At 61.2% G+C, this 24,285-nt stretch carries 13 protein-coding genes, 1 pseudogene and 2 CRISPR repeat arrays (1 of these 16 only partly in view); of the genes and pseudogenes, 9 read left to right on the top strand and 5 right to left on the bottom strand.

Features of this window, described 5'->3' with window-relative positions; translation table 11 throughout:
• Window positions 1-96: 96 nt before the first annotated feature.
• Window positions 97-417 carry a hypothetical protein gene (locus J3U87_RS27265; RefSeq protein ID WP_237378947.1) on the bottom strand — a complete coding sequence of 107 codons (321 nt, stop codon included), beginning with the start codon at window positions 415-417 and terminating at the stop codon, window positions 97-99.
• 494 nt (window positions 418-911) lie between these two features.
• Entirely contained in the window at window positions 912-2,933 is a 2,022-nt protein-coding gene (locus tag J3U87_RS27260; protein ID WP_237378946.1) for a right-handed parallel beta-helix repeat-containing protein, read from the bottom strand.
• 597 nt (window positions 2,934-3,530) lie between these two features.
• On the opposite strand from J3U87_RS27260, the gene J3U87_RS27255 reads away from it, so the two are divergent.
• From J3U87_RS27255 to cas2e, 9 genes are all read left to right on the top strand, one after another.
• A complete protein-coding gene (locus J3U87_RS27255; RefSeq protein ID WP_237378945.1) occupies window positions 3,531-4,094 on the top strand; it encodes a 3'-5' exonuclease in 564 nt (187 codons plus the stop codon).
• 141 nt (window positions 4,095-4,235) lie between these two features.
• Window positions 4,236-7,076 carry a CRISPR-associated helicase Cas3' gene (gene cas3 / locus J3U87_RS27250; protein WP_237378944.1) on the top strand — a complete coding sequence of 947 codons (2,841 nt, stop codon included), beginning with the start codon at window positions 4,236-4,238 and terminating at the stop codon, window positions 7,074-7,076.
• Window positions 7,077-7,373: 297 nt separating this feature from the next.
• Window positions 7,374-8,993: a type I-E CRISPR-associated protein Cse1/CasA gene (gene casA, locus J3U87_RS27245; protein ID WP_237378943.1), complete on the top strand. Its 1,620-nt coding sequence runs from the start codon at window positions 7,374-7,376 to the stop codon at window positions 8,991-8,993.
• Entirely contained in the window at window positions 8,990-9,535 is a 546-nt protein-coding gene (gene casB, locus J3U87_RS27240; protein ID WP_237378942.1) for a type I-E CRISPR-associated protein Cse2/CasB, read from the top strand. The genes casA and casB overlap by 4 nt, the downstream gene beginning before the upstream one ends.
• A gap of 131 nt (window positions 9,536-9,666) precedes the next feature.
• On the top strand, window positions 9,667-10,713 hold the full coding sequence (cas7e, locus tag J3U87_RS27235) for a type I-E CRISPR-associated protein Cas7/Cse4/CasC (protein ID WP_237378941.1): 1,047 nt from the start codon (window positions 9,667-9,669) through the stop codon (window positions 10,711-10,713).
• 3 nt (window positions 10,714-10,716) lie between these two features.
• Window positions 10,717-11,487 carry a type I-E CRISPR-associated protein Cas5/CasD gene (gene cas5e, locus J3U87_RS27230; RefSeq protein ID WP_237378940.1) on the top strand — a complete coding sequence of 257 codons (771 nt, stop codon included), beginning with the start codon at window positions 10,717-10,719 and terminating at the stop codon, window positions 11,485-11,487.
• A 2-nt stretch (window positions 11,488-11,489) separates the two neighbouring features.
• Complete coding sequence (cas6e, locus tag J3U87_RS27225; RefSeq protein ID WP_237378939.1) at window positions 11,490-12,140, top strand: type I-E CRISPR-associated protein Cas6/Cse3/CasE; 651 nt, start codon at window positions 11,490-11,492, stop codon at window positions 12,138-12,140.
• Entirely contained in the window at window positions 12,137-13,057 is a 921-nt protein-coding gene (gene cas1e / locus J3U87_RS27220) for a type I-E CRISPR-associated endonuclease Cas1e (RefSeq protein ID WP_237378938.1), read from the top strand. The genes cas6e and cas1e overlap by 4 nt, the downstream gene beginning before the upstream one ends.
• Complete coding sequence (gene cas2e / locus J3U87_RS27215; RefSeq protein ID WP_237378937.1) at window positions 13,038-13,391, top strand: type I-E CRISPR-associated endoribonuclease Cas2e; 354 nt, start codon at window positions 13,038-13,040, stop codon at window positions 13,389-13,391. The genes cas1e and cas2e overlap by 20 nt, the downstream gene beginning before the upstream one ends.
• Before the next feature lie 271 nt (window positions 13,392-13,662).
• On the opposite strand, the gene J3U87_RS27210 is transcribed toward cas2e, so the two are convergent.
• The 3 genes and pseudogenes from J3U87_RS27210 to J3U87_RS27200 all read right to left on the bottom strand — a co-directional run bounded on the left by J3U87_RS27210 (window position 13,663) and on the right by J3U87_RS27200 (window position 21,085).
• Complete coding sequence (locus J3U87_RS27210) at window positions 13,663-14,100, bottom strand: avidin/streptavidin family protein (protein ID WP_237378936.1); 438 nt, start codon at window positions 14,098-14,100, stop codon at window positions 13,663-13,665.
• Between the two features lie 706 nt (window positions 14,101-14,806).
• Window positions 14,807-18,556: a CRISPR direct-repeat array (repeat unit 29 nt; unit sequence GTGTTCCCCGCGCCCGCGGGGATGAACCG).
• Window positions 18,557-18,940: 384 nt separating this feature from the next.
• Window positions 18,941-20,191, bottom strand: a complete 1,251-nt coding sequence (locus J3U87_RS27205; RefSeq protein ID WP_272932427.1) for an IS91 family transposase — start codon at window positions 20,189-20,191, stop codon at window positions 18,941-18,943.
• Window positions 20,192-20,197: 6 nt separating this feature from the next.
• Window positions 20,198-21,085, bottom strand: a pseudogene (locus J3U87_RS27200) (tyrosine-type recombinase/integrase).
• A 139-nt stretch (window positions 21,086-21,224) separates the two neighbouring features.
• Window positions 21,225-24,285: a CRISPR direct-repeat array (repeat unit 29 nt; unit sequence GTGTTCCCCGCGCCCGCGGGGATGAACCG); it runs 19 nt beyond the window's last position.

Genomic DNA, 24,285 nt, shown 5'->3' with positions numbered 1-24,285 from the left:
CGCGACGAGCGCTTCGTGTCACCCTGTGTGCGCGGGTGTCGATATGTCACACGTTGTCGTGAGCGGTTGGTGGAGGAATGGGAGACTCACGGGAACCTAAGGGCTTCGGTGTGGGGTAATCAGGACGGTGGCGTGGGGGTTCTTGGCAAAGGCCAACTGGAGGCTGTACTTTTTTCCTTTCTCCAAGGTGTAGGTCACCACCTTAAAAATCTCTTCACAGCCGGTCTGCATTTCAAACAGGTTGGAGGACAGGGGCGTGCCGGTTTCGGTGTCAACCAGGTCCAACCAGATCTTTGAATCCAGACAGATACGATACACGCCGTCGGCTTCGATGATTAACGGCCATGATCCGCCATAATGACCCTGGAAGCTTTTTTTGCGCTCAGGTGGCGGGGCGGCATAGGAAACCTGCGGCATGGGCACCAGCGTAACCTCCTGTTTCCGGGCCGTGAGAAAGGTTCCCGAAAAGGGTTCCGTCGTTTCTCGTGCCTGACGCACGAGTTGGAACTCCCGGGTCATGTCCCAAGAGTAATCTGAGCAATCACCGTGCATTTCGGTCATCGGTCTGGTGGGTTCACCGCATATGAAAAGAAGGAATAGCAGCAATTACAGCTCCTCGAGGCAAAAAGGTAATCCGAGGCGGGCGCGGCCTTGGTATGGGTTTCAGCTCCTGGACAGGGTGCCATTTTACTACGAGTTCGGACGCTGCCATAGGAAGGCAAATCCCTCGGCTCGACAGCATGGAACGCCGAGTGGAGAGGAGCCGTGAAATCAGGGTGATCCGAGAAGAGAATCGGAGCGATGAGCCGAGGGCGGAATCATGATGGAGCTACCGAAGCCACTGAAAAAAATGATCAATTAACGATCTGTTTCTTTTCCAGGCCGCGATGGTGTCCGAAGTTGGCTGCGGCTCAGTTTGCAATGAAGTCCAGAACATTGAGGATGCCGTCGCCGTTACCGTCAAGCGATGCCAGGTAGAGCGCGTCGTTGCTGTGGGCACCCCACCTCATCCACTGTCCGCCCTCCGACTCGATACGCTCATGGGCGCCGAGATCCGGTCCGTCCCCGCTGAAAGAATCGTTGATCCCCGGGATGACCAGGCCGGCATCGACCGCGGGGCTACTTCCGTTCGGGGTGAAATTGCCGCCTTCGGGATCGAGCAAGAGCGGGTCAGCGGCGATCCCGTTCGGGTTGAGCCCGGTCGCCGCGATGAATTGGGCGAGCGAATCGTAGCGCGAGGCGCCCCAGCGGATCAGGGATGCATCTCCCTGGTTCCAGAACAGGTCGTAATCGATATCGATGGGCTGGGAGGTGTTGGCGTTGTTGAGGGCGTGGGCCGTGCCGACCCAGAGATTGTTGCGCATGACGATATTGCGCCAGGTCCCCGGTGATTTGATCCAGAACCCGTGATTGTCGGACCTCTCCGCGTAGCTGGTGTTGTGAAACAGATAGGAGATCCCGGAGGTCGGTTGTCCGGCGACGTTGTATTTAAAGGGCAGGCCGGTGTAGTTGCTGTTCCCACCGCCGGTTCGCGAGATCGTGTTTCGCAGGGCGTAGACCGGGCCTTCCAGGATCGGTGCCAGCGAGATGCCGACGAGCACATCGTGGAAGGTATTGTTCCAGATCCGGAGATTGGAACAGACGCCGTCCGCCGAGAGGCCGTCATCGCCGGCCCGTTCAATCGTGTTTTCGTAGATGTCGGTCTCGTTGGTGAGCGTGCCGTTATCGCCTTCCGGACAGGCCCCCAATGCGTCGAAAAAGTCGTGAAACGAGTTGCGGCGAATAATGTTGCCCCGCCCGGTCACCGGAGAGAAGAAGACGATCGCACCACTCTCGAGCTGGGCGCCCGCCTTGACTGCGTCCCATGGCCAGAGGTAGATGGTATCGTAGAACTCGTTGTGTTCAATGAGGTTGCGGTTCGCCTCGCGTTTAATCCCGATCGCAGTGTCGTTGATCGCAAAGGTACAGTCGCGGATCCAACATTCGGAGGCACCGTTAAGGTAGATCGCCTTGGCGTAGCTGCCGCGACCGTAGTGGCGGAAGGTCAGGTCGTGGAGGGCCAGCCCGGTCCCGCCGAACTCGAACGCGTAGTTGTAGCGGGACACGATCATCACGGCCTCGTTGGGATCGGCATTGCCGGCGAGTTTCACGTAGAGTGTGGTCCCGTCGGCGAAGAAACCGGGCAATCCCCATTCGAGCGATTCCAGGTCGGCGAAGTTACCGTAGGGATAGAGCCGCTCCCCGTTTGCTGTGACCAAATGGGTGTCGGCAGCATTGGCCGTCGTCCGATACACGCCGTTGCCCTGCGCCGTCCAATGGAAAGCCGCCGGGTCGGCGCCGTCGAAAACGGCTTGCTCACCGGGCTGGGACCGGATCATGATCGGGTTTGAGATCGTCCCGGACCGAGGCGGCGAGAATTCACCGATGTAGTAGACGCCGCCTCCCATAAGGATCACCTCACCGGCGACCGCCCGGCTCAACGCCTCGGTAAACGAGCAAGGCGCATTTTCTGTGCAATCCGTGCCCGATCCATTCGGGCTCACAATCCATTCCCGTTGCGGCGCGGGCAGTTGTGGTTCCACCCTGGTCTCGCCTTCGGATTCGAGCAGGAGTCCGTCGATGGGATCGCCCGGGTCGCTGAAGCGCACCTGGACTTCGTACCTTGTTCCGGGGGTTAAATCGAATAGGCTGCCGACGAATCGGGTCGCCGAAACGCGGGTCAGCGGGAACCCTTCCTGGAGGGGTTCTCCGGGAAGACCGTAGCTCGGTGTGGCGATTGCGGATTGGTCGGCGTCCTCACCGCTGTCCATCTCGACGATGATTCCCATGGTGTGATGATTCCCGTAGAGTTGGATCTCGACGGCAGCCAAGTTCGGTAGGCAGGCGAGTGCGGCAAACGTGGGGATCATGAGTTGTTTGGAAAATGGGACCATGATTGCCTCTCTGTTGGTGCTCGGCATTGAGCCGGGCAAACTGCTCGCCGGCGAGAATCCTGTTCGTGTTCATTCGCAGTGATTGAAAGAGGCACCTTACTCGGATAGATCGTTCTTTGTCTGTGACTTCACTCAAGGAGTCCCCGATACCCCCAGCATTCCCGCCGAAACGGGACGGCGAAAGCGGGAGACGCTCGTGACGGCTCGTTCCAAGCCGGGACCCTCTGAACCGAAATTGGATCCTCTGGAACCTCCTCGAACCCTTGGAGGAAATCCCCAGTTTGATCTGGGTGTTGTAGGGGAGCGGTCGATGGAGTTGATAAACCTACCCGAAGGTCCCACTCAATTCACCGAAAATCATCACGGCAACACGATGAGAAACGCAGGCCCCCACCATCGGGAGTCTTTTTTTGGCCCAGAACTCGACTTCCCATCAACCCAAGTGTGCGAAATCTGTGCATTACCCGGGTCATCGATGCGGGTGCAGGGAACACTCTGGTCTCGAAAAGATTTGCTTCCAGCGCCAATTTTACATTCGCTTCCAGACCTTGGCTTTTGCCTGCTGACGAGATCTCTGTCCCGATTTATCATAGACCCATGCTCAACCAAATCTCCAAATTTTCGCCGCTGCCTTCATCCTTCGTCGCGTTGGACTTCGAGACGACCGGGCTCTATCCCCACCTCGGGGCCCGGATCATCGAAATCGGAGCCGTCCGCGTGGAAGGCTCCCGCATCCTGGACCGCTGGTCCAACCTGGTCCACACCCCATCGCTGCCGGCCTCCATCTCGCGCCTGACCGGGATCTCGGAGGTGCAGCTCCGGAAGGCTCCGACGCTGGTCACCCTCCTACCGCAGATCTGCCGGTTCCTCGGGGCCGGACCAATTGTCGCCCACCGCGCGGCCTTCGAGCGCCGTTTCTTCTACGACGCCTGCGCCCGTTGCGGTCTGCCGGGCCCGCGTTTGACCTTCATCTGCACCCACGCCCTCGCCAAAACCCGGCTGCCCCATGGGCCGTCCTACCGGCTGGCCGATCTTTGCGGCCATTTGGGGATCGGCGAAGGTTTGCGGCCCCACCGGGCACCTGACGACGCGGAGCGTGCCGCACTGCTCGCGCTCGCTCTGGATGGGGTTGGCCCTGCCGAATCGAATGGAACGCAATAATTTGGTGGGATTTACAGAGGATGGTCGTTCAAGTGGTATTCACATTTATTTCCAATTTCTCGGGAAAGTTAATTGAAGCGGGAATAGCCATCGCGGTATAAGTGGCTCACCTCTCCAAACCATCCCGCAAAGGGACTTCTCGTGACCGAAAAAGATTATTTCCGCTACTGGGGCAAAGCCAAACCCGAGCACGACGGGGCCGAGCCCTACCACCTCTTGCCGTTCCACTGCCTCGACGTCGCCGCCGTCGCCTACCTGCTTCTCGGCGGCGCCAACCCAGCACCGGATTCGAGCCAGAGGCCCTATTGGGCCAGGCTGTTCGAGGCGTTTCTCGAGCCGCTGGGCCGCGAGGCGTCGCTGCGGTTCCTTTGTTTTTTGGTGGCCTGCCACGACCTCGGCAAATTCAGCCACCTGTTCCAGGCGCAAGTCCCCGAAATCTATCGGGCCCTTCAGGAGCCAACCGGGCCCACCCGCCATCGACGCGGCCCGAGGCACGATGCGCTCGGTCTGGAGTTGTGGATCGAGCTCGAACCAATCCACCTCCGGCCCCTGTTCCGCGACCCCACTTGGAAACAAGCCTGGATCGGCCCGCTGGACGCGCTCGCCGTGGCGGTGACCGGCCATCACGGCCGCCCTCCAAAAACACCGAAGAGCTCCCATACCTTGTTCTCCCCAGAGGACCGCCGCGCCGCCGCCCAATGGGTTGCCGACCTGACGAAGCTGTTCCCGTTCGAACTCCCTTGGCCCGCCTCGGCGAAGGGAGACCTCGACCAACGTTTCAAACAGCTCTCGTTCTACTTGGCCGGCTTCACCATGGTCTGCGATTGGCTGGGCTCCAACCAGCGCTTCTTCGCCTACCACACCGAGGGCGCCAACCACCCCATCGAGGACTACTTCCACACCGTCGCGGTTCCCGGCGCCAAGCGAGCGCTTGCCGAGACCTGGCTGGTGCCCCCGCCCACCGCGCCCGCCAAGACGTTCGCCGCACTCTTCCCAAGTCTCTCGGAACCGACCCCGCTTCAGGCCAGGATCGAAACCGCCCTGAACCTCGATACCGAAGGCCCCAACCTGATCATCATCGAGGACTTGACCGGCAGCGGCAAGACCGAAGCGGCCTTGATGGCAACCCAAAAGCTGATGGCCAAGGGCCGGGCCGCCGGCTTCTTCATGGGTCTGCCCACCATGGCCACGGCCGACCAGATGTTCGACCGGATGGAGAAGACCTTCGAACAGTTCTACATCCCCGGCGATCGCCAACCCGCCCTGATCCTGGCCCACGGCTCGGCCGCCCTGAACCCCGCGTTCTCCAACCGTCTGGGTTTGGAGGCGGTGCCCGCGGAACGACACCTCGATGGCGAAGCCGCGCCGGCCTCCGCGCTTTGCTCGTCGTGGCTGGCGGACAACCGCAAAAAGTGCCTGCTGGGCGCGATCGGGGTCGGCACCGTCGATCAGGCGATGCTCGCCGTGATGCCCGTCAAGCACGGTGCCATGCGGCTCTTCGGGCTGGTGAACAAGGTGCTGATCATCGACGAGGTCCACGCCTATGACGATTACATGCGCCACATCATCGAGAACCTGATCGCCTTCCACACGCGGGCCGGCGGTTCGACCATCCTGCTTTCGGCGACCCTTCCCGGCAGGTTGCGCCAATCGTTCGTCAAAAGCTTTTACCGATCCCTGGGCTACCCACCCGAGGACATCGACCTGGTGTACGGCGAAAAGCCACCTTTCCCGCTGATGACCCACGTTCGAGCGAGCGCCCTGACAGCCGATCACGCGACCTGGGAAACACCCGAGGCGCAGGTCCAACACGTGAACGCCGCTTTCGTTCACGACGAGGAAGAGGTTTTGGCGCAAATCGAGGCATGGGTGGCCGAGGGCAAGTGCGTCGCCTGGATTCGGAATACGGTCGACCAGGCGACCGAGTCCTTCGAACGGCTTGCGAACCGGGCAGGCATCGATTCGAACCGCCTGCACCTGTTCCACGCCCGCTTCTGCGGCGCGGACCGCGAGCGCATTCAAAAAGACCTGCTGGCACGGTTCGGCAAGGAGGCCGACTACCGTGGCCGTCGTGGCCAGGTGGTGGTGGCGACCCAGGTCCTCGAACAATCGCTCGACGTGGACTTCGATCGGGTCGTCAGCGACCTGGCCCCCATCGATGCCTTGGTCCAACGACTGGGTCGTCAGCAACGACACCCGCGCACGGAGGCGGGGGAGTGGCTGGACCCCGCCAACCACGGCCGCCGCAGGGACGAACGCGGATCCAAACATTTTTTGGTCCTCGCCCCCGCTTGGCGGGAAGATCCAGAGAAAGATTGGTACAAGGACGTCTTGGGCAACGCGGCCTGGGTCTATCCCAACACGGCCACCAACTGGTTGACCCAAAAAGCGCTGCGTCAAAAACCCACATTCGCGTTGCCGCAGGATTCGCGAGATCTGATTGAGGCGGTGTACGGGGCGGTCGATCTCCCGGAACTCCTGCGGGACATCGACGAGCAGCATCGTGCCGAAAACTTGGGCAATCGATCCAAGGCCATTCTCCGAACCCTCTCGTGGGAACAGGATTACGAAAGCTCCCATGAACGAGGCGTATTGGATCGCGAGGAACTGACGACCCGGCTCGGCGAAAACCCGATTCGGCTTCGACTGGCCGAGTGGGACGGCCAGCGATTCTCACCACTCGCTTCGGCATCGAATGACCCAGGCGAAACGGAACTCCTGCGTTGGCACAAGAGCCAGGTTTCGGTGCGCTTCGGCCCGGTAACGGGCAGCCCGGGCTGGCAGGGACCACAGGAGCGCGCGTACCTGGCGCTCTGCGATGCCTTGCCGGACCGGAACAAAGGCGTGGCGTTGATTCCCATGGTTCCGGTCGGGGAAGGGGAGTGGGAAGGTCGCGCCCTGACCGGCGACGGCGAGCGTCCCCTTTTTTACTCGCGAGAAAAAGGTCTGGCGCTACCGGATGCCGATCCAGAAACGAATTGAATGTAACTTCCAAGCTGGCTCGGCTGGCTGGGCAGGGGATCAGGGATCAGGGATCAGCTTGTTCACAGATAATTAGCCGAAACCTGATACCTGACTGCTGACAGCAGGTTGCATTTGAAACCCGGCCGATCCACAGGATCCACTTCCAAAAAGACCTTTCCTTGGATGCACGACAAAAAGCGAAGGGTGGACCCGAAAAAAATCACTGCATATTGATCCAAATTTCCGCCCTTTTTCGCAGATACCAATAACGAGCAATACGTCGATCTTTTTTGATTATCACGTAGTGAGATACATATGCTGAATCTACTGACCGATCGCTGTTTTCCCGTCTTGCGCCAGGATGGTCGCGAAGACACCATCCCCCTTCACCAAATCGCCGAAACCCGGAACTCCGTCACTCAGTTCCTCACCCCTCGCCACGATTTCGACGGCGCCCTCGTGCAGCTCGCCATCGGCGTGCTTCAAACCCTGTTCGCCCCGCCAGACGAGGACACGTGGCTCCAGCGATTCGCGAACCCGCCGGACCCGGACGAGCTGCAGGCCGTCTTCGCCAAGGCCGCGCCCTTCTTCGAACTCTTGGGCGATGGCGTGCGGTTCATGCAGGATCTCGAGCTGGAGCCAACGCCATCCGAGGCCAAGGGCATCGGGACCCTGCTGATCGAGGCCCCGGGCGGCAACACCCTGAAAAACAACATTGATCACTTCGTCAAGCGCGGCACGGTTCGCCAATTGGGTCCCTTCTTCACCGCCGTCGCGCTCTATTGCCTGCAAACCAACGCGCCCAGCGGCGGCGCCGGTCACCGGGTCGGCCTCCGTGGCGGCGGCCCGTTGACGACGGTCATCTGGCGCCCGACCCTGTGGCAAACCCTGTGGCTGGGCGTGTTGGTCCGCGACGACCTGCTGGCCGGGCACCCCGATGCCCACCGTCAATGGGAGCTGGAGGACTGCTTCCCCTGGGCCCGACCGACCCGGGACAGCAAGAAAAAGGGCTCCGAGATCCACGCGGTGTCGTGCCACCCGGCCGTGCATTACTGGGGCATGCCGCGCCGCATCCGATTGTGCGACCCCGATCGCGACGGCGGGATCTGCGACCTCGAAGGCCGTCACCGGTCGGCGCTGTTTCGCGACTATGTCACCAAGAACTACGGCAACAACTACGGCGAGGGCTGGCACCATCCCCTCACGCCGCACTATTTGGACAAGGCCGACCAGGTGCTCCCCCTCCACGGCCAACCCGGATCCCTGAGCTACCACCACTGGCTGGGCCTGGCCTTTTCCGATTGCGAGCAGGGCAAGGAGCGCAGGCTTCCCGCGCGAATCGTCAGCCGCTACGGTAATCGGGTGCGGTACCTGGAGCGAATCACCCGCGAGTCGGACATGCGGGAACCCCGCCTCTGGGTCTTCGGCTACGACATGGACAACGCCAAAGCCCGCGCCTGGATCGACCGGACCATGCCGGTGCTCCTGGCCCACGCCGACGACATCGACCAGCGAGAACACTACCGCGCACACATCCAGGGCATGATCCAGGCGGCGCGAAACGTCTGTCAAACCTTGCGGGCGCAGGTGAAATCGGCGTTCAAGGGGCCCATCAAGGCCCGTGGCGATTGGTCCCATCTGGACTTGACCTTTTGGAACGAAACCGAAGCCGACTTTTTGGCTCTCGTGGCCCAATTGGCGCACGACCCCGATGCGGTCGAACCCCGGGAGACCTGGCTGCGGCAATTGCAGCGCAAAGCCCTGGTCTGTTTCGAGTCGCACACTGCCGACCGGGCGGTCGAAGTCGTCGATCCCGCCCGCGTCGCGCGCGCCTACAACCAGCTCGTCAAGTTCACTTCACCCAGGGGCAAACGGCTGCGAGCGATGCTCGACTTGCCGCCCGCCCCAACGAAACGCGAGGAGACGACCGCATGAACACAGCCAACCGAGACCTCACCGCACACGTGATGACCGTGGTTTTGAAGTGGTTCGGTGATCCGTCGAGTCACCGCAAATTCGCCCGCGAAAGGGCCGAACTCCGCCGTGCCGCCAGCGAGGACGAGGCCTGCGCCTGTCCCGGGTTCTTTCGTCTGCTGCACATGGTCGAGGCGGCGCAGGTCGTGGACGGGGAAGTTCGCCGCCCCTCCTGCAGCCTGACGCCCTACGAGCGCGACACCTTGTTGCGGCTGGCGATGCTGCTGTCCCGGGTTCGCGCCAACAAGGACAACGAGCCCTTGGCCCGCCAAATGGCCGACGACGCGAAAGGCCGTCCCAAGGTCAGTGAACTGCGCTTTCGACGGCTGCTGGCCTCCGAGGGTTCGGACGCCCAACTACGTGCCTGGCGGCGCATCATTCACCTGCTGGGCCGGGAAATCAACATCGCCGACCTGACCAGGGTGATGTGGACCTGGAATGCCAAAACCCGCAAAAGGCTCGCCTACGACTACTACGCCCATCTGCCGCAGAAGAAGGGTTGAACCCCGGTTTGCCTGCTGCCCGGGCTGCGATCGAGGATTCCGCCGCCTTCGATCGCGCTTCGTCTCTCCACCACTTTCGAATCACTTCCGCATTACTTCCGCAATATTTTCGCGCTTCATGAGGAGTCACCATGTCCCGTTTTACCCAATTGCATGTCCTGACCTTTTATCCGCCGTCCAACCTGAACCGCGACGATCTGGGCCGGCCCAAAACGGCTCAGGTCGGCGGCACCAACCGCCTGCGCATCTCTTCCCAATGCCTCAAACGCGCCTGGCGCACCAGTGACCTCTTTCAGGAAGCCCTCGCCGGCCACTTGGGCGTGCGCACGCGCAAAATCGCGACCTCCTGGGTGATGCCGATTCTCGAGGAACAGGGCATCGACGAAAAGAAAGCCAAAGAATGGGCCCAGCATTTCACCAAGACCTTTTCCAACATCAAGAAGGGCGATCTGGATACGCCCCAATTGGTGCATTACTCGCCGGAAGAGAAGGCCGCGGTGCTGGCACTGGCGCGCACCTGCGCCGAGCAGAAGCGTCCGCCGACCGACGACGAGCTGCACGCCCTGCGGGGCGCCCCACACGCGGCCGACATCGCCATGTTCGGCCGCATGCTGGCCGACCATCCCAGCCAGAATTGTGAGGCCGCGGTTCAGGTGGCCCACGCGATCTCGGTCAACAAGGTCGCGGTCGAGGATGACTTCTTTACCGCGGTCGACGATTTGAATCGACGCGAAGACACGGGAGCCGGCCACCTGGACGAACTCGGCTTCGGATCGGGTCTCTACTACCTCTATGTCAACATCAACCGCGACCAATTGGTGTCCAACCTCGGCGATGATGCGGACCTGGCCAGCCACAGCCTTCGGGCCCTGGTCGCGTCGATCGCCAAGGTTTCTCCCGGCGGGAAGCAAAACAGCTTCGCCGCGCTCGGCCTGGCGAGCTACATCCTCGCCGAGCACGAGGACCAAAGCCCGCGATCCTTGGCGATGGCCTTCATCAAGGACATTCGGGACAGCGACCAATCGAATATCTTGGCCAACGCGGTCGATGCCATGCGCACCATGCGTTCGAACCTGGCCGACTGCTACGAGGTCGGTGCCGGTCGCGCCATGGAGTTCTATCCCGCGGCAGGCGAAGGCCGCTTCGGCGAACTGCTCGATTTCGTCAGCGAGGGGTGAGCCATGGAAGAACAGCTCGAACGGTTCTTGGTGTTGCACCTCTTCGGGCCGCTGCAGTCCTGGGGTCCGGTGGCGGTCGGCGAGCATCGCGGCGATGAGGGGCGGCCCACCAAAAGCGCCGTGTTGGGATTGCTCGGGGCCGCGCTGGGCCTTTCCCGGGAAGAGGCGGACGTCCACGAGGACCTGCACCGGACCTTGGGGTTCGCGGTGCGGGTCGATGCGCCCGGGATCGTACTCAAGGATTACCACACCTCCCAGGTGCCGGGCTCGCGCAAAGGGAAAGGCTGGTACACCCGGCGTGAGGAATTGGGCGAGCAAAAGCTGAACACGGTTCTGTCCGACCGCTATTACCGGGCCGATGCCTGCTTCACGGTGGTCCTGTGGATGCGGGAGGAAGGTGCCTTCTCGTTGGCGCGACTGAGCCAGGCCCTGGCTCGGCCCAGGTTCCACTTGTACCTGGGCCGAAAGAGTTGTCCGCCGGCCTGGCCCCTGATCCCCAAGATCGTGGAAGCGCCGAACCTGAAGGTCGCCTTCACCGAGGCACCCCTGCCCCAGCTCTTGCGAGAACAGGTGCGGGGACCGCGGGGTGCCGGAAGGGGGCAACGCGTGTATTGGGAGGGGCACGACGATTCGCTGAAGACGCAGCACCTGTTCCACCGTCGCGATGGCCTGGCCTCCCGGCGACGTTGGCTCTTTCACGCGCGAGAAGAACGAGGCGGACTCCTGGAGCCGGAGGGCGAGGTCGCCCCAGATCACCGTGAGGGGAGGGATTGACGATGTATTTGAGCCGGATAACGTGGGAAGGCAGTCCCAAGGAGATCGCGAACTGGAACCCGTACCGCCATCACGAAATGGTGTGGAAGTTTTTTCCCCTCGATCCCAAGGCGAAGCGTCGCTGGATGTTCCGGTACGACTTGGATCGGGGCCGTCCGAGGTATTTCCTGGTTTCCCTGGAACCGCCGCAACCCGTGGCGAAGTGGCGGGTCGAAACCAAACCCTACACCCCCGACCTGTGCAACGGCGATCTGCTCCATTTCGATTTGCGCGTCAATCCCGTCGTCTCGCGCCGGGAAGGCAAGCGGGTCAAGCGCTTCGATGTCGTGATGGACTACAAGTACCAATTAGATAAAGAGGCACGCGAAAAGCTGGATCAAAACGAGTTGATCTACCGGTTGGGCTGCGAGTGGCTGGCGCGCCGCGCGTCGTCGCACGGTTTCGAAATCGGCGCGCGACGGACCCTGGTCGCCTGCTACCGACCGTCGGTGTTCCACAAGCGGAAGCACCCGGACCCCATGACGGTGACCACGATGGACCTCACGGGAACCCTTCGCGTGACGGAGGTCGATGCCTTTCGGAACATGTTGTTCAACGGGTTGGGGCCCGCCAAGTCGTTCGGGTGTGGCCTGATGCTGGTCCGGCGGGCATGACGATCCTGCCCAAGTTGCGGCCCACGCCGATCAAGGACCGCATCTCGTGGCTCTTCCTGGAGCGCGGCCAGTTGGACGTGCGCGACGGTGCCTTCGTGCTGGTGGACCAGCGAGGCGTGCGGACCCACATCCCGGTGGGGAGTGTGACGTGCCTGTTTCTCGAGCCCGGCTGTCGGGTGACCCACGAGGCGGTGAAGCTGTGCGCCAAGGTCGGCTGCCTGCTGGTGTGGGTCGGTGAGGCGGGGGTGCGGCTCTACGCGGCGGGTCAGCCGGGCGGGGCCAGGGCGGACCGGCTCCTGTACCAGGCCAAGCTGGCGCTGGACGAGACGTTGCGGTTGAAGGTGGTGCGCAAGATGTACGCGCTCCGGTTCGGCGAGGAGCCGCCGGCCAGGCGCAGTGTGAACCAACTGCGGGGCCTGGAAGGGAAGCGGGTCCGGGAAATTTACCGAGACATGGCGGCGCGCTACGGCATTCCCTGGGGCAAGCGGAACTACGACCCCAAGGATTGGGACGGTTCGGACCGCATCAACCAGTGCCTGAGTTCGGCGACCGCCTGCCTGTACGGGCTCTCGGAGGCGGCTATCTTGGCGGCCGGGTACGCGCCGTCGATCGGGTTCGTGCACGTGGGGAAGCCGCGTTCCTTCGTCTTCGACATCGCGGACCTGGTCAAGTTCGAGAGCGTGGTGCCCGTGGCGTTCGCGGTCGCGGCAAAAAAGAGCAAGGACCCGGTCCGCGAGGTTCGCCTGAAGTGCCGTGACCACTTCCGCAAGGCCAAGCTGCTCGGCCGCTTGATTCCCCTGATCGACGAGGTGCTCGCGGCGGGCGGCCTGGACGTGGCGACGATCGAGCAGGCCGGCGTGGTCGGGCCAGCGTTCTCCGACGAAAAGGGGCTGGGCGATGCTGGTCATCGTGGTTGAGAACGTGCCGCCGCGGCTGCGGGGGCGCCTGGCCGTGTGGTTGTTGGAGATTCGGGCCGGGGTGTACGTGGGCCAGGTCAACGCCAAGAAGCGCGAAATGATCTGGTTGCACGTGGAGGAACTGGTGGGGGAGGGGAACGCGGTCATGGCCTGGAGCGCGCCCAACGACCAGGGTTACGACTTCGCCACGTCGGGGCGGAACCGGAGGCTGCCGGTCGATTTCGACGGCGTCAAGTTGGTGTCGTTCTTCCCCGAAACCGAAGGCGGAGCGGCGGGAGCCGAGGATGGGGAAGGGGAGGAGGACGTACCCTTCCAGTTCGACGACCTGTTGTAAGGTAGAGCCATGATCTCGAACGAGCTCGGGAAGAGAGTGTTTCGATCCAGCACCGGCAAGCCTGGGCAAAACCCCGCCGGCGCGGGGATGAACCGGGGTCGGTGTACTCGCCGTTGACAACCTCGACGTGTACCCCGTCCGCGCGGGGATGTACCCTCCAACTCGATCGTGTCGAGTTAGGAACCATCGTGTACCCCGCCCGCGCGGGGATGCACCAGCGCGGGATCAGCGGCGGACGTGAAAAACAGAGTGTACCCCGCCCGTGCGGGGGCTACTTCGGAACGAAGGTCTCGGTGTTGGTGGTGACGTGGGACCACGCCACATCGGCGTTGGCGCGAATGATGTGGAGCACCGACTTCAGGGTGGGGACACCGTTCACTTCCTGGCAGGTGCAGGCCCAGGTAGTGAGGGTGCCCCAATCGCGCCATTGAACCGAGAACGTCAGGGCTTTGGCTTGGTGACCCGAACCGGCGACATCGTTATACAATCCGCTCAAGGCAAAAACTTTGCCGGCTGAGCCAGGGGGCTTGTAGAGACCTTCGAAGGTTCCGTAGCCCGGGCCGGTTTCGGTCACTTTGTTGATGGTTATGACCGACTCGAGCTCGTTGACCCAATCGCCCTGGAGATTCTTGCAGTTGGGTTTGGGCGACTGGCCGAAAAGGGGAAACGCAAAGGAAAGGGCGAACGTGAGAATGGCGAATTTTTTCATGGGTTTTCCTTCCGTGACTGGCTTTGGGGAGAATCCGGCGCAACCCCAGCAGGCCTCGAAGGAACGAACCGACACCGAGTGTGGGTGTTTGGGGATCTGCGGTATTTGATCGTGCTGCGAGGGGGGGAAGTAAGGCGGGGAATGCCGGGGGAGGACTGGGGATAGGTGCGAATGCCGGGGATTCTAGCATGGTTGTTCGGGCTGAATGTGACCTTCCGGCGCGAGGACGGCCCATTCGGTCTCGCGAGAAACTGCTGTGGTCACCGGGAACTTCGTCGAAGAAATCAGGAAGCCATAAACTGAGGAACCCGGGAAGGTACCCACGAAGATGGTGGTTCGTCGTTACATTTTTTCGCCCTCGAGCCATTCGATCCATCCGACTTCCTGGCAACGGTCGTTCTCGGATTCCGGTGGCATCGATCGAGGAAGGGGACCAGGTGGGTTGGACCAGGAGGAAGGGTGTCGAATTCGACGGGGTCGAGCCGATGTCGTTCTTTCCCGAAACCGAGATTGATGGGATGCGTGCCGAAGCCGGGGAAGGGGTGCAGGAAGTGTCCTTCATGTCGGTGACTTGTTGTAAGATAGGGTTAGCGCTTCGAACGGACATGGGATGGAGGGTTCCGATGCAGTGTTGGAAATGCTGGCAAAATCGGTACCATTTCCCAAAAGCCCTATCTCCCTGAGATTGGGTAAGTTCGAAACCAGTGTGTTCCCCGCGCCCGCGGGGATGAACCGACAGAATCCACAGGGTAATAGCAGTCTTCTGAGTGTTCCCCGCGCCCGCGGGGATGAACCGGCCTTTGAGATCGTAGCCACCGGCTCGCGTCTGTGTTCCCCGCGCCCGCGGGGATGAACCGCCAATGGATTCAGACAGTTAGAAATTAATTCAGTGTTCCCCGCGCCCGCGGGGATGAACCGGCTGGTCTAGTTTACGGAGAGGACCAACATTTGTGTTCCCCGCGCCCGCGGGGATGAACCTATTGCATTTATATAAGCAATTAGAGATTCTTCGTGTTCCCCGCGCCCGCGGGGATGAACCGCCCTGCCCTGGGACGAACTAGAAAAAAAAATGGTGTTCCCCGCGCCCGCGGGGATGAACCGGTGCTCTTCTGACGAGCACCACGTAAAAATGGGTGTTCCCCGCGCCCGCGGGGATGAACCGCTCACAGGAACCGGAAGTGGACGAACTTCCGGGTGTTCCCCGCGCCCGCGGGGATGAACCGATACCGTAATTCGACATCGAACTCGGGAAACGGTGTTCCCCGCGCCCGCGGGGATGAACCGCCCGATTCCTGCGAGACTCCGATTGTTATGCCGTGTTCCCCGCGCCCGCGGGGATGAACCCCGTTCGCTCGCGATGTGATCACTGCGGCCATCGTGTTCCCCGCGCCCGCGGGGATGAACCGCGTATCCGCCAATCACGCGTTCGGCGGTAACTGTGTTCCCCGCGCCCGCGGGGATGAACCGTTCCGGATGGCATGGTGGGTTGAGATGACGTGGTGTTCCCCGCGCCCGCGGGGATGAACCGCTCATCACCAGCACATTAGACAGAGAGGTACCGTGTTCCCCGCGCCCGCGGGGATGAACCGATCGTTACCACAGTCCAATCGTTTTTTGGCGAGTGTTCCCCGCGCCCGCGGGGATGAACCGGTCTTTTGTCGCCGCGTCACTGAAGTACAAAAGTGTTCCCCGCGCCCGCGGGGATGAACCGCAAATTCTCTATGAGTTGCCGCTGTCTCGAAAGTGTTCCCCGCGCCCGCGGGGATGAACCGCCAACTGGCAAGTTGACCAGAAAACGACTCTTGTGTTCCCCGCGCCCGCGGGGATGAACCGGCCCGCCGTTTTTGTTAAAGCTTCTAGAGTCAGTGTTCCCCGCGCCCGCGGGGATGAACCGTCGCCGGCTTCCACATCTCGGCCCTATACAACGTGTTCCCCGCGCCCGCGGGGATGAACCGGATGTTTTAGATGAGTAAAGCACTTTTAAAAAGTGTTCCCCGCGCCCGCGGGGATGAACCGATGTATTTCAGATACAGGGCGTCGACAATGTGGTGTTCCCCGCGCCCGCGGGGATGAACCGTCTCTATCGCGTCGGAAATTGCGAGAATACAGGTGTTCCCCGCGCCCGCGGGGATGAACCGTGCTCGTAAACATTGCATGTGAACACCTGTGCGTGTTCCCCGCGCCCGCGGGGATGAACCGTACCTTCAATCTGCCTACTGCCTATCTTAGTAGTGTTCCCCGCGCCCGCGGGGATGAACCGAGGTCGTTGACATTACTGTCAGTTAACCTAAGGTGTTCCCCGCGCCCGCGGGGATGAACCGAATCCCTGTTGCAACAACACAATTAATTTTAAGTGTTCCCCGCGCCCGCGGGGATGAACCGTAAAAATGAGGGCGGCCCACTCTGCATGCGCGGTGTTCCCCGCGCCCGCGGGGATGAACCGGCAAAGTGATTGTATCTATCCATTATTTCCTTGTGTTCCCCGCGCCCGCGGGGATGAACCGTTTGAAAAAGCAGCATGGGGGCCTTGCGGGAGGTGTTCCCCGCGCCCGCGGGGATGAACCGACAACGTCCGGTTTGCCAAGCAACATGATTTCGTGTTCCCCGCGCCCGCGGGGATGAACCGAATATGCTGAGAAGATCATAGAGGAAATAGAAGTGTTCCCCGCGCCCGCGGGGATGAACCGTTTACAGAATCATTTTGCATTACACAAACGACGTGTTCCCCGCGCCCGCGGGGATGAACCGATTCCTCTTAAAGAGTTAGATATTAATCAGATGTGTTCCCCGCGCCCGCGGGGATGAACCAGTTAACACATGATCTAATTGAACATTCAATACGTGTTCCCCGCGCCCGCGGGGATGAACCGACGACACAGTCGTCTTCGAACCCTATCTCACCGTGTTCCCCGCGCCCGCGGGGATGAACCGCCCTGGGGATGGAACTAGGAAAAAAAAATGGCGTGTTCCCCGCGCCCGCGGGGATGAACCCCAGTTATCTATGGGGCTAGTGTTGGCACGGTTGTGTTCCCCGCGCCCGCGGGGATGAACCGCGCAACGCAACGGATCTCCGGAACGCGATCAAGTGTTCCCCGCGCCCGCGGGGATGAACCGCTAGCTTAGAACTAGCTTAATTACATGGAGGTGTGTTCCCCGCGCCCGCGGGGATGAACCGAATGAACTTGGGAATCCATCCGAGTGCTTCGCGTGTTCCCCGCGCCCGCGGGGATGAACCGGAACGTTTCCTGGCGGATCTGCCAGTCGAGAAGTGTTCCCCGCGCCCGCGGGGATGAACCATAACCTTCTTTCATAATGAACCTCACTCTTTTGTGTTCCCCGCGCCCGCGGGGATGAACCGCTCTCTATCACTTGTTGCGATTTTGTACCATCGTGTTCCCCGCGCCCGCGGGGATGAACCGAAACGACCATCCTAACGATATTATCACACCACGTGTTCCCCGCGCCCGCGGGGATGAACCGGCATTCAGGGGGCCCTGGATGCCTTCAATTTAGTGTTCCCCGCGCCCGCGGGGATGAACCGTCCCTTATGATTTCTTTTTCTTCTTCTTTGAGGTGTTCCCCGCGCCCGCGGGGATGAACCGACTGCCCGCTTCGGATGCGAGTGATACTATGAGTGTTCCCCGCGCCCGCGGGGATGAACCTCGCCAAAAAACGTATGTGTCACGGTCACGATCGTGTTCCCCGCGCCCGCGGGGATGAACCAGACCATAAGAGTATATGGTATTTTTGTGGAAGGTGTTCCCCGCGCCCGCGGGGATGAACCGCGGGCAGTCTTGAGGACGACGCGCCAAAAATCGTGTTCCCCGCGCCCGCGGGGATGAACCGATATACTAGATTTGTGTTGTGTTTTGTCAGGTGTGTTCCCCGCGCCCGCGGGGATGAACCGTATCATGGTTTTTGATGCTAACATGCGGATCGGTGTTCCCCGCGCCCGCGGGGATGAACCGGACTATCCAATTACGGCATCTTCAATCGACTTGTGTTCCCCGCGCCCGCGGGGATGAACCAATACCCTCATGGGCTTAAATAGTACCATGGAGGTGTTCCCCGCGCCCGCGGGGATGAACCGCGGAACGCGAGGGATCTCAGAGACGCGATCAAGTGTTCCCCGCGCCCGCGGGGATGAACCGACGAGAACGGCGAAAAACTGTTTGTCGGAAAGGTGTTCCCCGCGCCCGCGGGGATGAACCAACTTCATCAATGTATCCGGGGTTGCTTTAAATGTGTTCCCCGCGCCCGCGGGGATGAACCAGGGTAAGCTTTTCTAACCCTAGTTATTTTATAGTGTTCCCCGCGCCCGCGGGGATGAACCGAAGAATCCATTTAACGAGGAGTAGTATAATCCGTGTTCCCCGCGCCCGCGGGGATGAACCGAAACCGTTCAAAAAATGAAACGTTCCCGCAAAGTGTTCCCCGCGCCCGCGGGGATGAACGAAAAGAGTCTTATCGAGAAGCGAGCCCGCATCGGTACCGGGACGTCCGCTGATTCGCTTCTTGATAAGACTGGTTGAACGGAACCGTTGAGCCGCGCGGCGTTTCCCTTACCGCCCCTCGCTTACCGCCCCGCTCCCTATGGGGTTTCTATGGAAGTACCCCGTTCCCTCGAACCGCCATCCTTGTCCGGAACCCATCACGCCTCGCGCTGCATCGCTCCGGATCGAAGTTGGGACGAACCAAGACCCTGTCGGCAGTTGAGCCTGGCCGGGTCCACCCGGCCGAGCACGTGGCCAACTTGAGTTCAAGCCAAGCTTTGGCCGTGATGCCTCTTTTTGGGCGTCTCTTTTGGGGTCTAACTTCATCAGGCGGACTTTCACGGTGCTCATGAGGTGTCCCACCATTTTCGTCTCGCCCGGGTGACCACCACCCACGCAATCGGCTCTTTAAAGAACAAGGCTACGTGGTTGCACTCCGGACAGGTTCTTGGCCCAAGCGCTTGGTCCAACGACGGGTCGGAGGCTTCTGCCGTCTCGATTTCGGCAGGGTGGGTCGGACAGGTCGTTCCGGGTTGCGGCAGTTGGAGAACCGGGGTGCCCAATAGCTCGCGACACCGGCTCAGGCTCTCCGCCTTTTTGCGATGGCTCAGAAGACCGGCGTAGCGAATTCGGACGAAACCGCGTGGTAATACATGATCCAAAAAGCGACGCGCGAAATCACGTTCGGGCAACGTCATGACCCGACGTCGCCCCCCTTGGCGGTAATCTTTGTAGACGAATCGCACCATCCCGTTGACGTGACTGAGGATGCGCTTGTCGGAAATCGCGACACGATGGGTGTATCGACCGAGGTATTTGAGCACCTGCTCAGGTCCCCCAAACGGCGGTTTGGCGTAGACCACCCATGGCTTTCGATAGAGCCTAGATTTCAGTCTTTCCCAATAGCCCTCACCGCATGCGTCAGGAAATCGAAGCTGCTTGTCGTGGATCAGCTTGGCCAGGCCGCCAAGGTACTTTCCGCGAAACACGGGGCTCATCGCGCGGACTGGAAAGAGGTAGTCGGGTGACCGTGAGGCGATCCAACGCGACCTGTCGGGCGCCAGACCACCACCGGTGACAATGCAGTGGAGATGGTAGTGAAGGTTCAGCTTGCTACCCCAGGTGTGCAGGACCATCAGAATTCCGGGTTCCGCACCGAGATGCTTTGGATCCTTGGCAAAGGTGGCCAAAGTATCGCGAACCGAACGGAACAGCAAGCCGAGGGTGTGCCGGGGATTGTGCTGGACCAACGCATTGAGCTGCTCTGGTAAGGTGAATACGAGGTGGAAGTAGGGTACCGGCAACAGCTCGTCCATGCGCTGGGCGACCCAGCGGAAACGGGCGCCGCCGCCGCAGCGCGGACAATGGCGATTGCCGCAGGAATGATAGACGGGTACCGACTCGCCGCAATGGCGACATGACCAGATCTCACCGCCAAGTGCGGGCGTGCGGCACTGCGCAAGATCCCGGAACACGCGTGCTTGCGCTCCCGTCAGGCCCTCCGCATTGAGAAAGGAGGGGCCGAGATGGGCAAAGAGGTCACCGAGTCGGGCGGTGGCTGGGGAACGGATCAGAAGACCGGGTCCCTTGCCGGACATGCCGGGTCAGGGCTGGGATCTCTTGGGTGTCACGACCCCCTTGAAGGATTGGTAGTCGAGGAGGTCGAGGCTTTGGGCACGGGAAAGGATCATGCTTTGGGCAAGATGGATGTACACCTGAGTCGTGGTGACGCTCTTATGTCCGAGGAGCTTTTGAACGGTGTAAATATCAATGCCACGTGCAATGAGGTGGGTGGCAAAGCTGTGTCGAAACGAGTGAAGACCGCCCTCACGAATCAGGCCGGCCCGTTCTTTGAGTTTGGCGAATCGTTTGACCAAGGTCTTGGGTGAAAGGTGAAGGTGCGGGGTATCGGGTCGGTAAAACAACTAGTCGAGCGGTTGGTAGGCTTCCCGGTACTCATCCAAAACCTGTTTGAGGCGGGGCGGATAGAGGGCGGCCCGGTCTTTGCCCCCTTTCCCCTGGCGGACCCAGGTGGTTTGATGGTCCGGATCGAGATCCTTCAGGCGAAGATGACAGAGTTCGCTGAGCCGCAGGCCGGTGGCGTAAGCCACAATCAGGATCACTTGGGTCTGGGGGCAGTGTTTACCCGCAGTGCGAATGAGGTGTTGGATTTCCTCGGGGCTCCAAACAAGGGGCAGCCGTTTAGGAAGCCTGGGTGTCGGAATCATGAATTGATGCGGGGGATGACGGAGGAAGCGATGGTAGAAGCAGTGGAGGGCACACACGGCGGTGTGGATGGTGGACCAACTGAGTTTGCGCCGGTAAGCCATGTTATGGAGGAAGTTTTGAACTTCCTCGTCATTGATGCGGTCGGGGCGGCGGTGGTAGTGCTGGGCAAGATCAGCGACAGTGAGCACGTATCGGTAGATGGTGCCGGGCGCATAGTTGCGGGTTTCCAAAAATCGCGTAAATTGAGTTCTAAGTTCGGTCATCACGACCTCCTTGTTTCGTTGATCGAGGGGGTGATTCCTCCTCGATCACAAGGTGGTCTCTTTCGAAAGATGGCCGCCAACTACCGCGAAGCGGTTTAGTTCAACCGTTGTGATTGACTCCATCTCATAGACCCGCGTGGTGTTCCCCGCGCCCGCGGGGATGAACCCTCGGGAATATATTCCTCGAACAAATCAATGTCGTGTTCCCCGCGCCCGCGGGGATGAACCAATGAAACTCACCAAAATCATTTTTTATGCCATCGTGTTCCCCGCGCCCGCGGGGATGAACCGCCGTGGCAGGGTCGGGAAAAACGACTCTGCTTGTGTTCCCCGCGCCCGCGGGGATGAACCGGTATCACTGACCTACCCAGACGGCTAAAAGCCGTGTTCCCCGCGCCCGCGGGGATGAACCGTCTCCTAAAAAAGTCAAAACTTTTGCTTGACCGTGTTCCCCGCGCCCGCGGGGATGAACCGGGGCCGCGGAACGTTTTGGTCGCGAATTCATCGTGTTCCCCGCGCCCGCGGGGATGAACCGTCATGGTCGCCAACGATTGCACCGATCTAGCGGTGTTCCCCGCGCCCGCGGGGATGAACCGCTGCATCTAGCGGCGACATGCACGCATATGTCGTGTTCCCCGCGCCCGCGGGGATGAACCGGCTTTCGATCTCACGGGAAAGATAGAGGGTTTGTGTTCCCCGCGCCCGCGGGGATGAACCGCCTGTTATCGCGAATGGCGGATTCTCGCCAAGGTGTTCCCCGCGCCCGCGGGGATGAACCCTGAACGGGGGTTTGACGACATAGTCTAGGTGTGTGTTCCCCGCGCCCGCGGGGATGAACCGCGTGTGCTAGCATGGTGCCTAATACTATGTCTGTGTTCCCCGCGCCCGCGGGGATGAACCGTTCGTTTACAATCCAGGCAGTTATACATCCGTGTGTTCCCCGCGCCCGCGGGGATGAACCGTCAACATTTCGCGGCGTTCGTAGAGCAGCCCGGTGTTCCCCGCGCCCGCGGGGATGAACCGCGGCGAAAAAAAAGGACGTCCCTACCCGGCTTGTGTTCCCCGCGCCCGCGGGGATGAACCATCACAAAAACATCCACTTCCAACCGCCACGACGTGTTCCCCGCGCCCGCGGGGATGAACCGGGATGTGTCACATGTCACAAAAAACGGAAAAAGTGTTCCCCGCGCCCGCGGGGATGAACCGCCCATTCGGTCTTTCGAGCTGGTATCTCTATCGTGTTCCCCGCGCCCGCGGGGATGAACCGGCCCGTTTTTTGCGTCTCGAAGCCGTATGCTTGTGTTCCCCGCGCCCGCGGGGATGAACCAACTAAACTCTAACTGCTAACACTACAATCTAAGTGTTCCCCGCGCCCGCGGGGATGAACCGTTCAGAACTGTGGTAAAAATCCAACTGAAAGAGTGTTCCCCGCGCCCGCGGGGATGAACCGTTCTCGGACCTAAACAGCGTTTCGAAGTAGGGGTGTTCCCCGCGCCCGCGGGGATGAACCGACACCGATGTTGAAGAGTTTTCCGACATAGTAGTGTTCCCCGCGCCCGCGGGGATGAACCGATCGTTCACATTAACGTCTTCCAGAGGTGGTGGTGTTCCCCGCGCCCGCGGGGATGAACCGTCCGAGACATGCGGCAAGCCTATATGAAGATGGTGTTCCCCGCGCCCGCGGGGATGAACCGCAATGGGTGTTCGGGCGCCCCATTGCGTATTGGTGTTCCCCGCGCCCGCGGGGATGAACCGTCAATAAGGACGTGACGTGTCAGGAACTTGGAGTGTTCCCCGCGCCCGCGGGGATGAACCGGGCCTCGGATGGCCGAATCGTAGCCTCGTTTGGTGTTCCCCGCGCCCGCGGGGATGAACCGTTTATCGGGATGAGAAAATTTTACGTTAATGTGTGTTCCCCGCGCCCGCGGGGATGAACCGACGCAAAAACGGGCGTATGCTGCAGCCATGCAGTGTTCCCCGCGCCCGCGGGGATGAACCAGATCCGCAAGCTGCGCCATTTCAAGAGCTGTAGTGTTCCCCGCGCCCGCGGGGATGAACCGGCAATGGTATGCCGTTTGCTGGAGCGCATGCGGTGTTCCCCGCGCCCGCGGGGATGAACCGTGGCACCGCTTTGGATCTATTACGACGGCACCGTGTTCCCCGCGCCCGCGGGGATGAACCGCCTTGGTACACAATGAGTTAGCTTGATGGTATGTGTTCCCCGCGCCCGCGGGGATGAACCGAGATGACAAGATTCATGCCATGATGTTTGGCAGTGTTCCCCGCGCCCGCGGGGATGAACCGGCGAAACGAAGCTAACACCTAACAATCTTAGGGTGTTCCCCGCGCCCGCGGGGATGAACCGTGGTTCCGTGAAATATGATTTTTTCTTTGGCAGTGTTCCCCGCGCCCGCGGGGATGAACCGAACAACGACGCGCAGCAGCTAAGAAAATGGCCGTGTTCCCCGCGCCCGCGGGGATGAACCGCGACACTCACCCAAGATTGTAACGAGTTCTTGGTGTTCCCCGCGCCCGCGGGGATGAACCGTGGTGTCGGCACCACGAAAACCATAGATCGCCGTGTTCCCCGCGCCCGCGGGGATGAACCCCAAGCGGTTCAAAAGGGATCCGCCCATAGGGCGTGTTCCCCGCGCCCGCGGGGATGAACCGCATTCCACCTTCGATCGATGGCGCCTCTCGGAGTGTTCCCCGCGCCCGCGGGGATGAACCGGCCAAAGCTGCGGCAGGATGGTATGACGAAGCGTGTTCCCCGCGCCCGCGGGGATGAACCGTGCTCTAATTTGTTTACTATCATCCACTGTTCGTGTTCCCCGCGCCCGCGGGGATGAACCGGCCACGTCGACACGGGCCCGCACCTCAGCCAGGTGTTCCCCGCGCCCGCGGGGATGAACCGTTTCGTTCGACAAGATCTTCTAGAGTATATTCGTGTTCCCCGCGCCCGCGGGGATGAACCGGCGGGGTCGGGTTTGGGTTGGCGGTTCAGAACGTGTTCCCCGCGCCCGCGGGGATGAACCGACAGCCTCAGAGCGACGAAGCGCGGCCGATGGGTGTTCCCCGCGCCCGCGGGGATGAACCGTTTGACTTGCCGAAGTTGCGACATTCGTTTATGTGTTCCCCGCGCCCGCGGGGATGAACCGTAATTGCTCGGGCGAGAGCCCCGCAGCGGTCGGTGTTCCCCG

The sequence above is a fragment of the Sulfidibacter corallicola genome, from assembly GCF_017498545.1.
GTDB classification, from domain to species: domain Bacteria; phylum Acidobacteriota; class Holophagae; order Acanthopleuribacterales; family Acanthopleuribacteraceae; genus Sulfidibacter; species Sulfidibacter corallicola.
The sequence above is the reverse complement of the archived record's forward strand: the minus strand, read 5'-3'. Positions and strand labels throughout refer to the sequence as shown.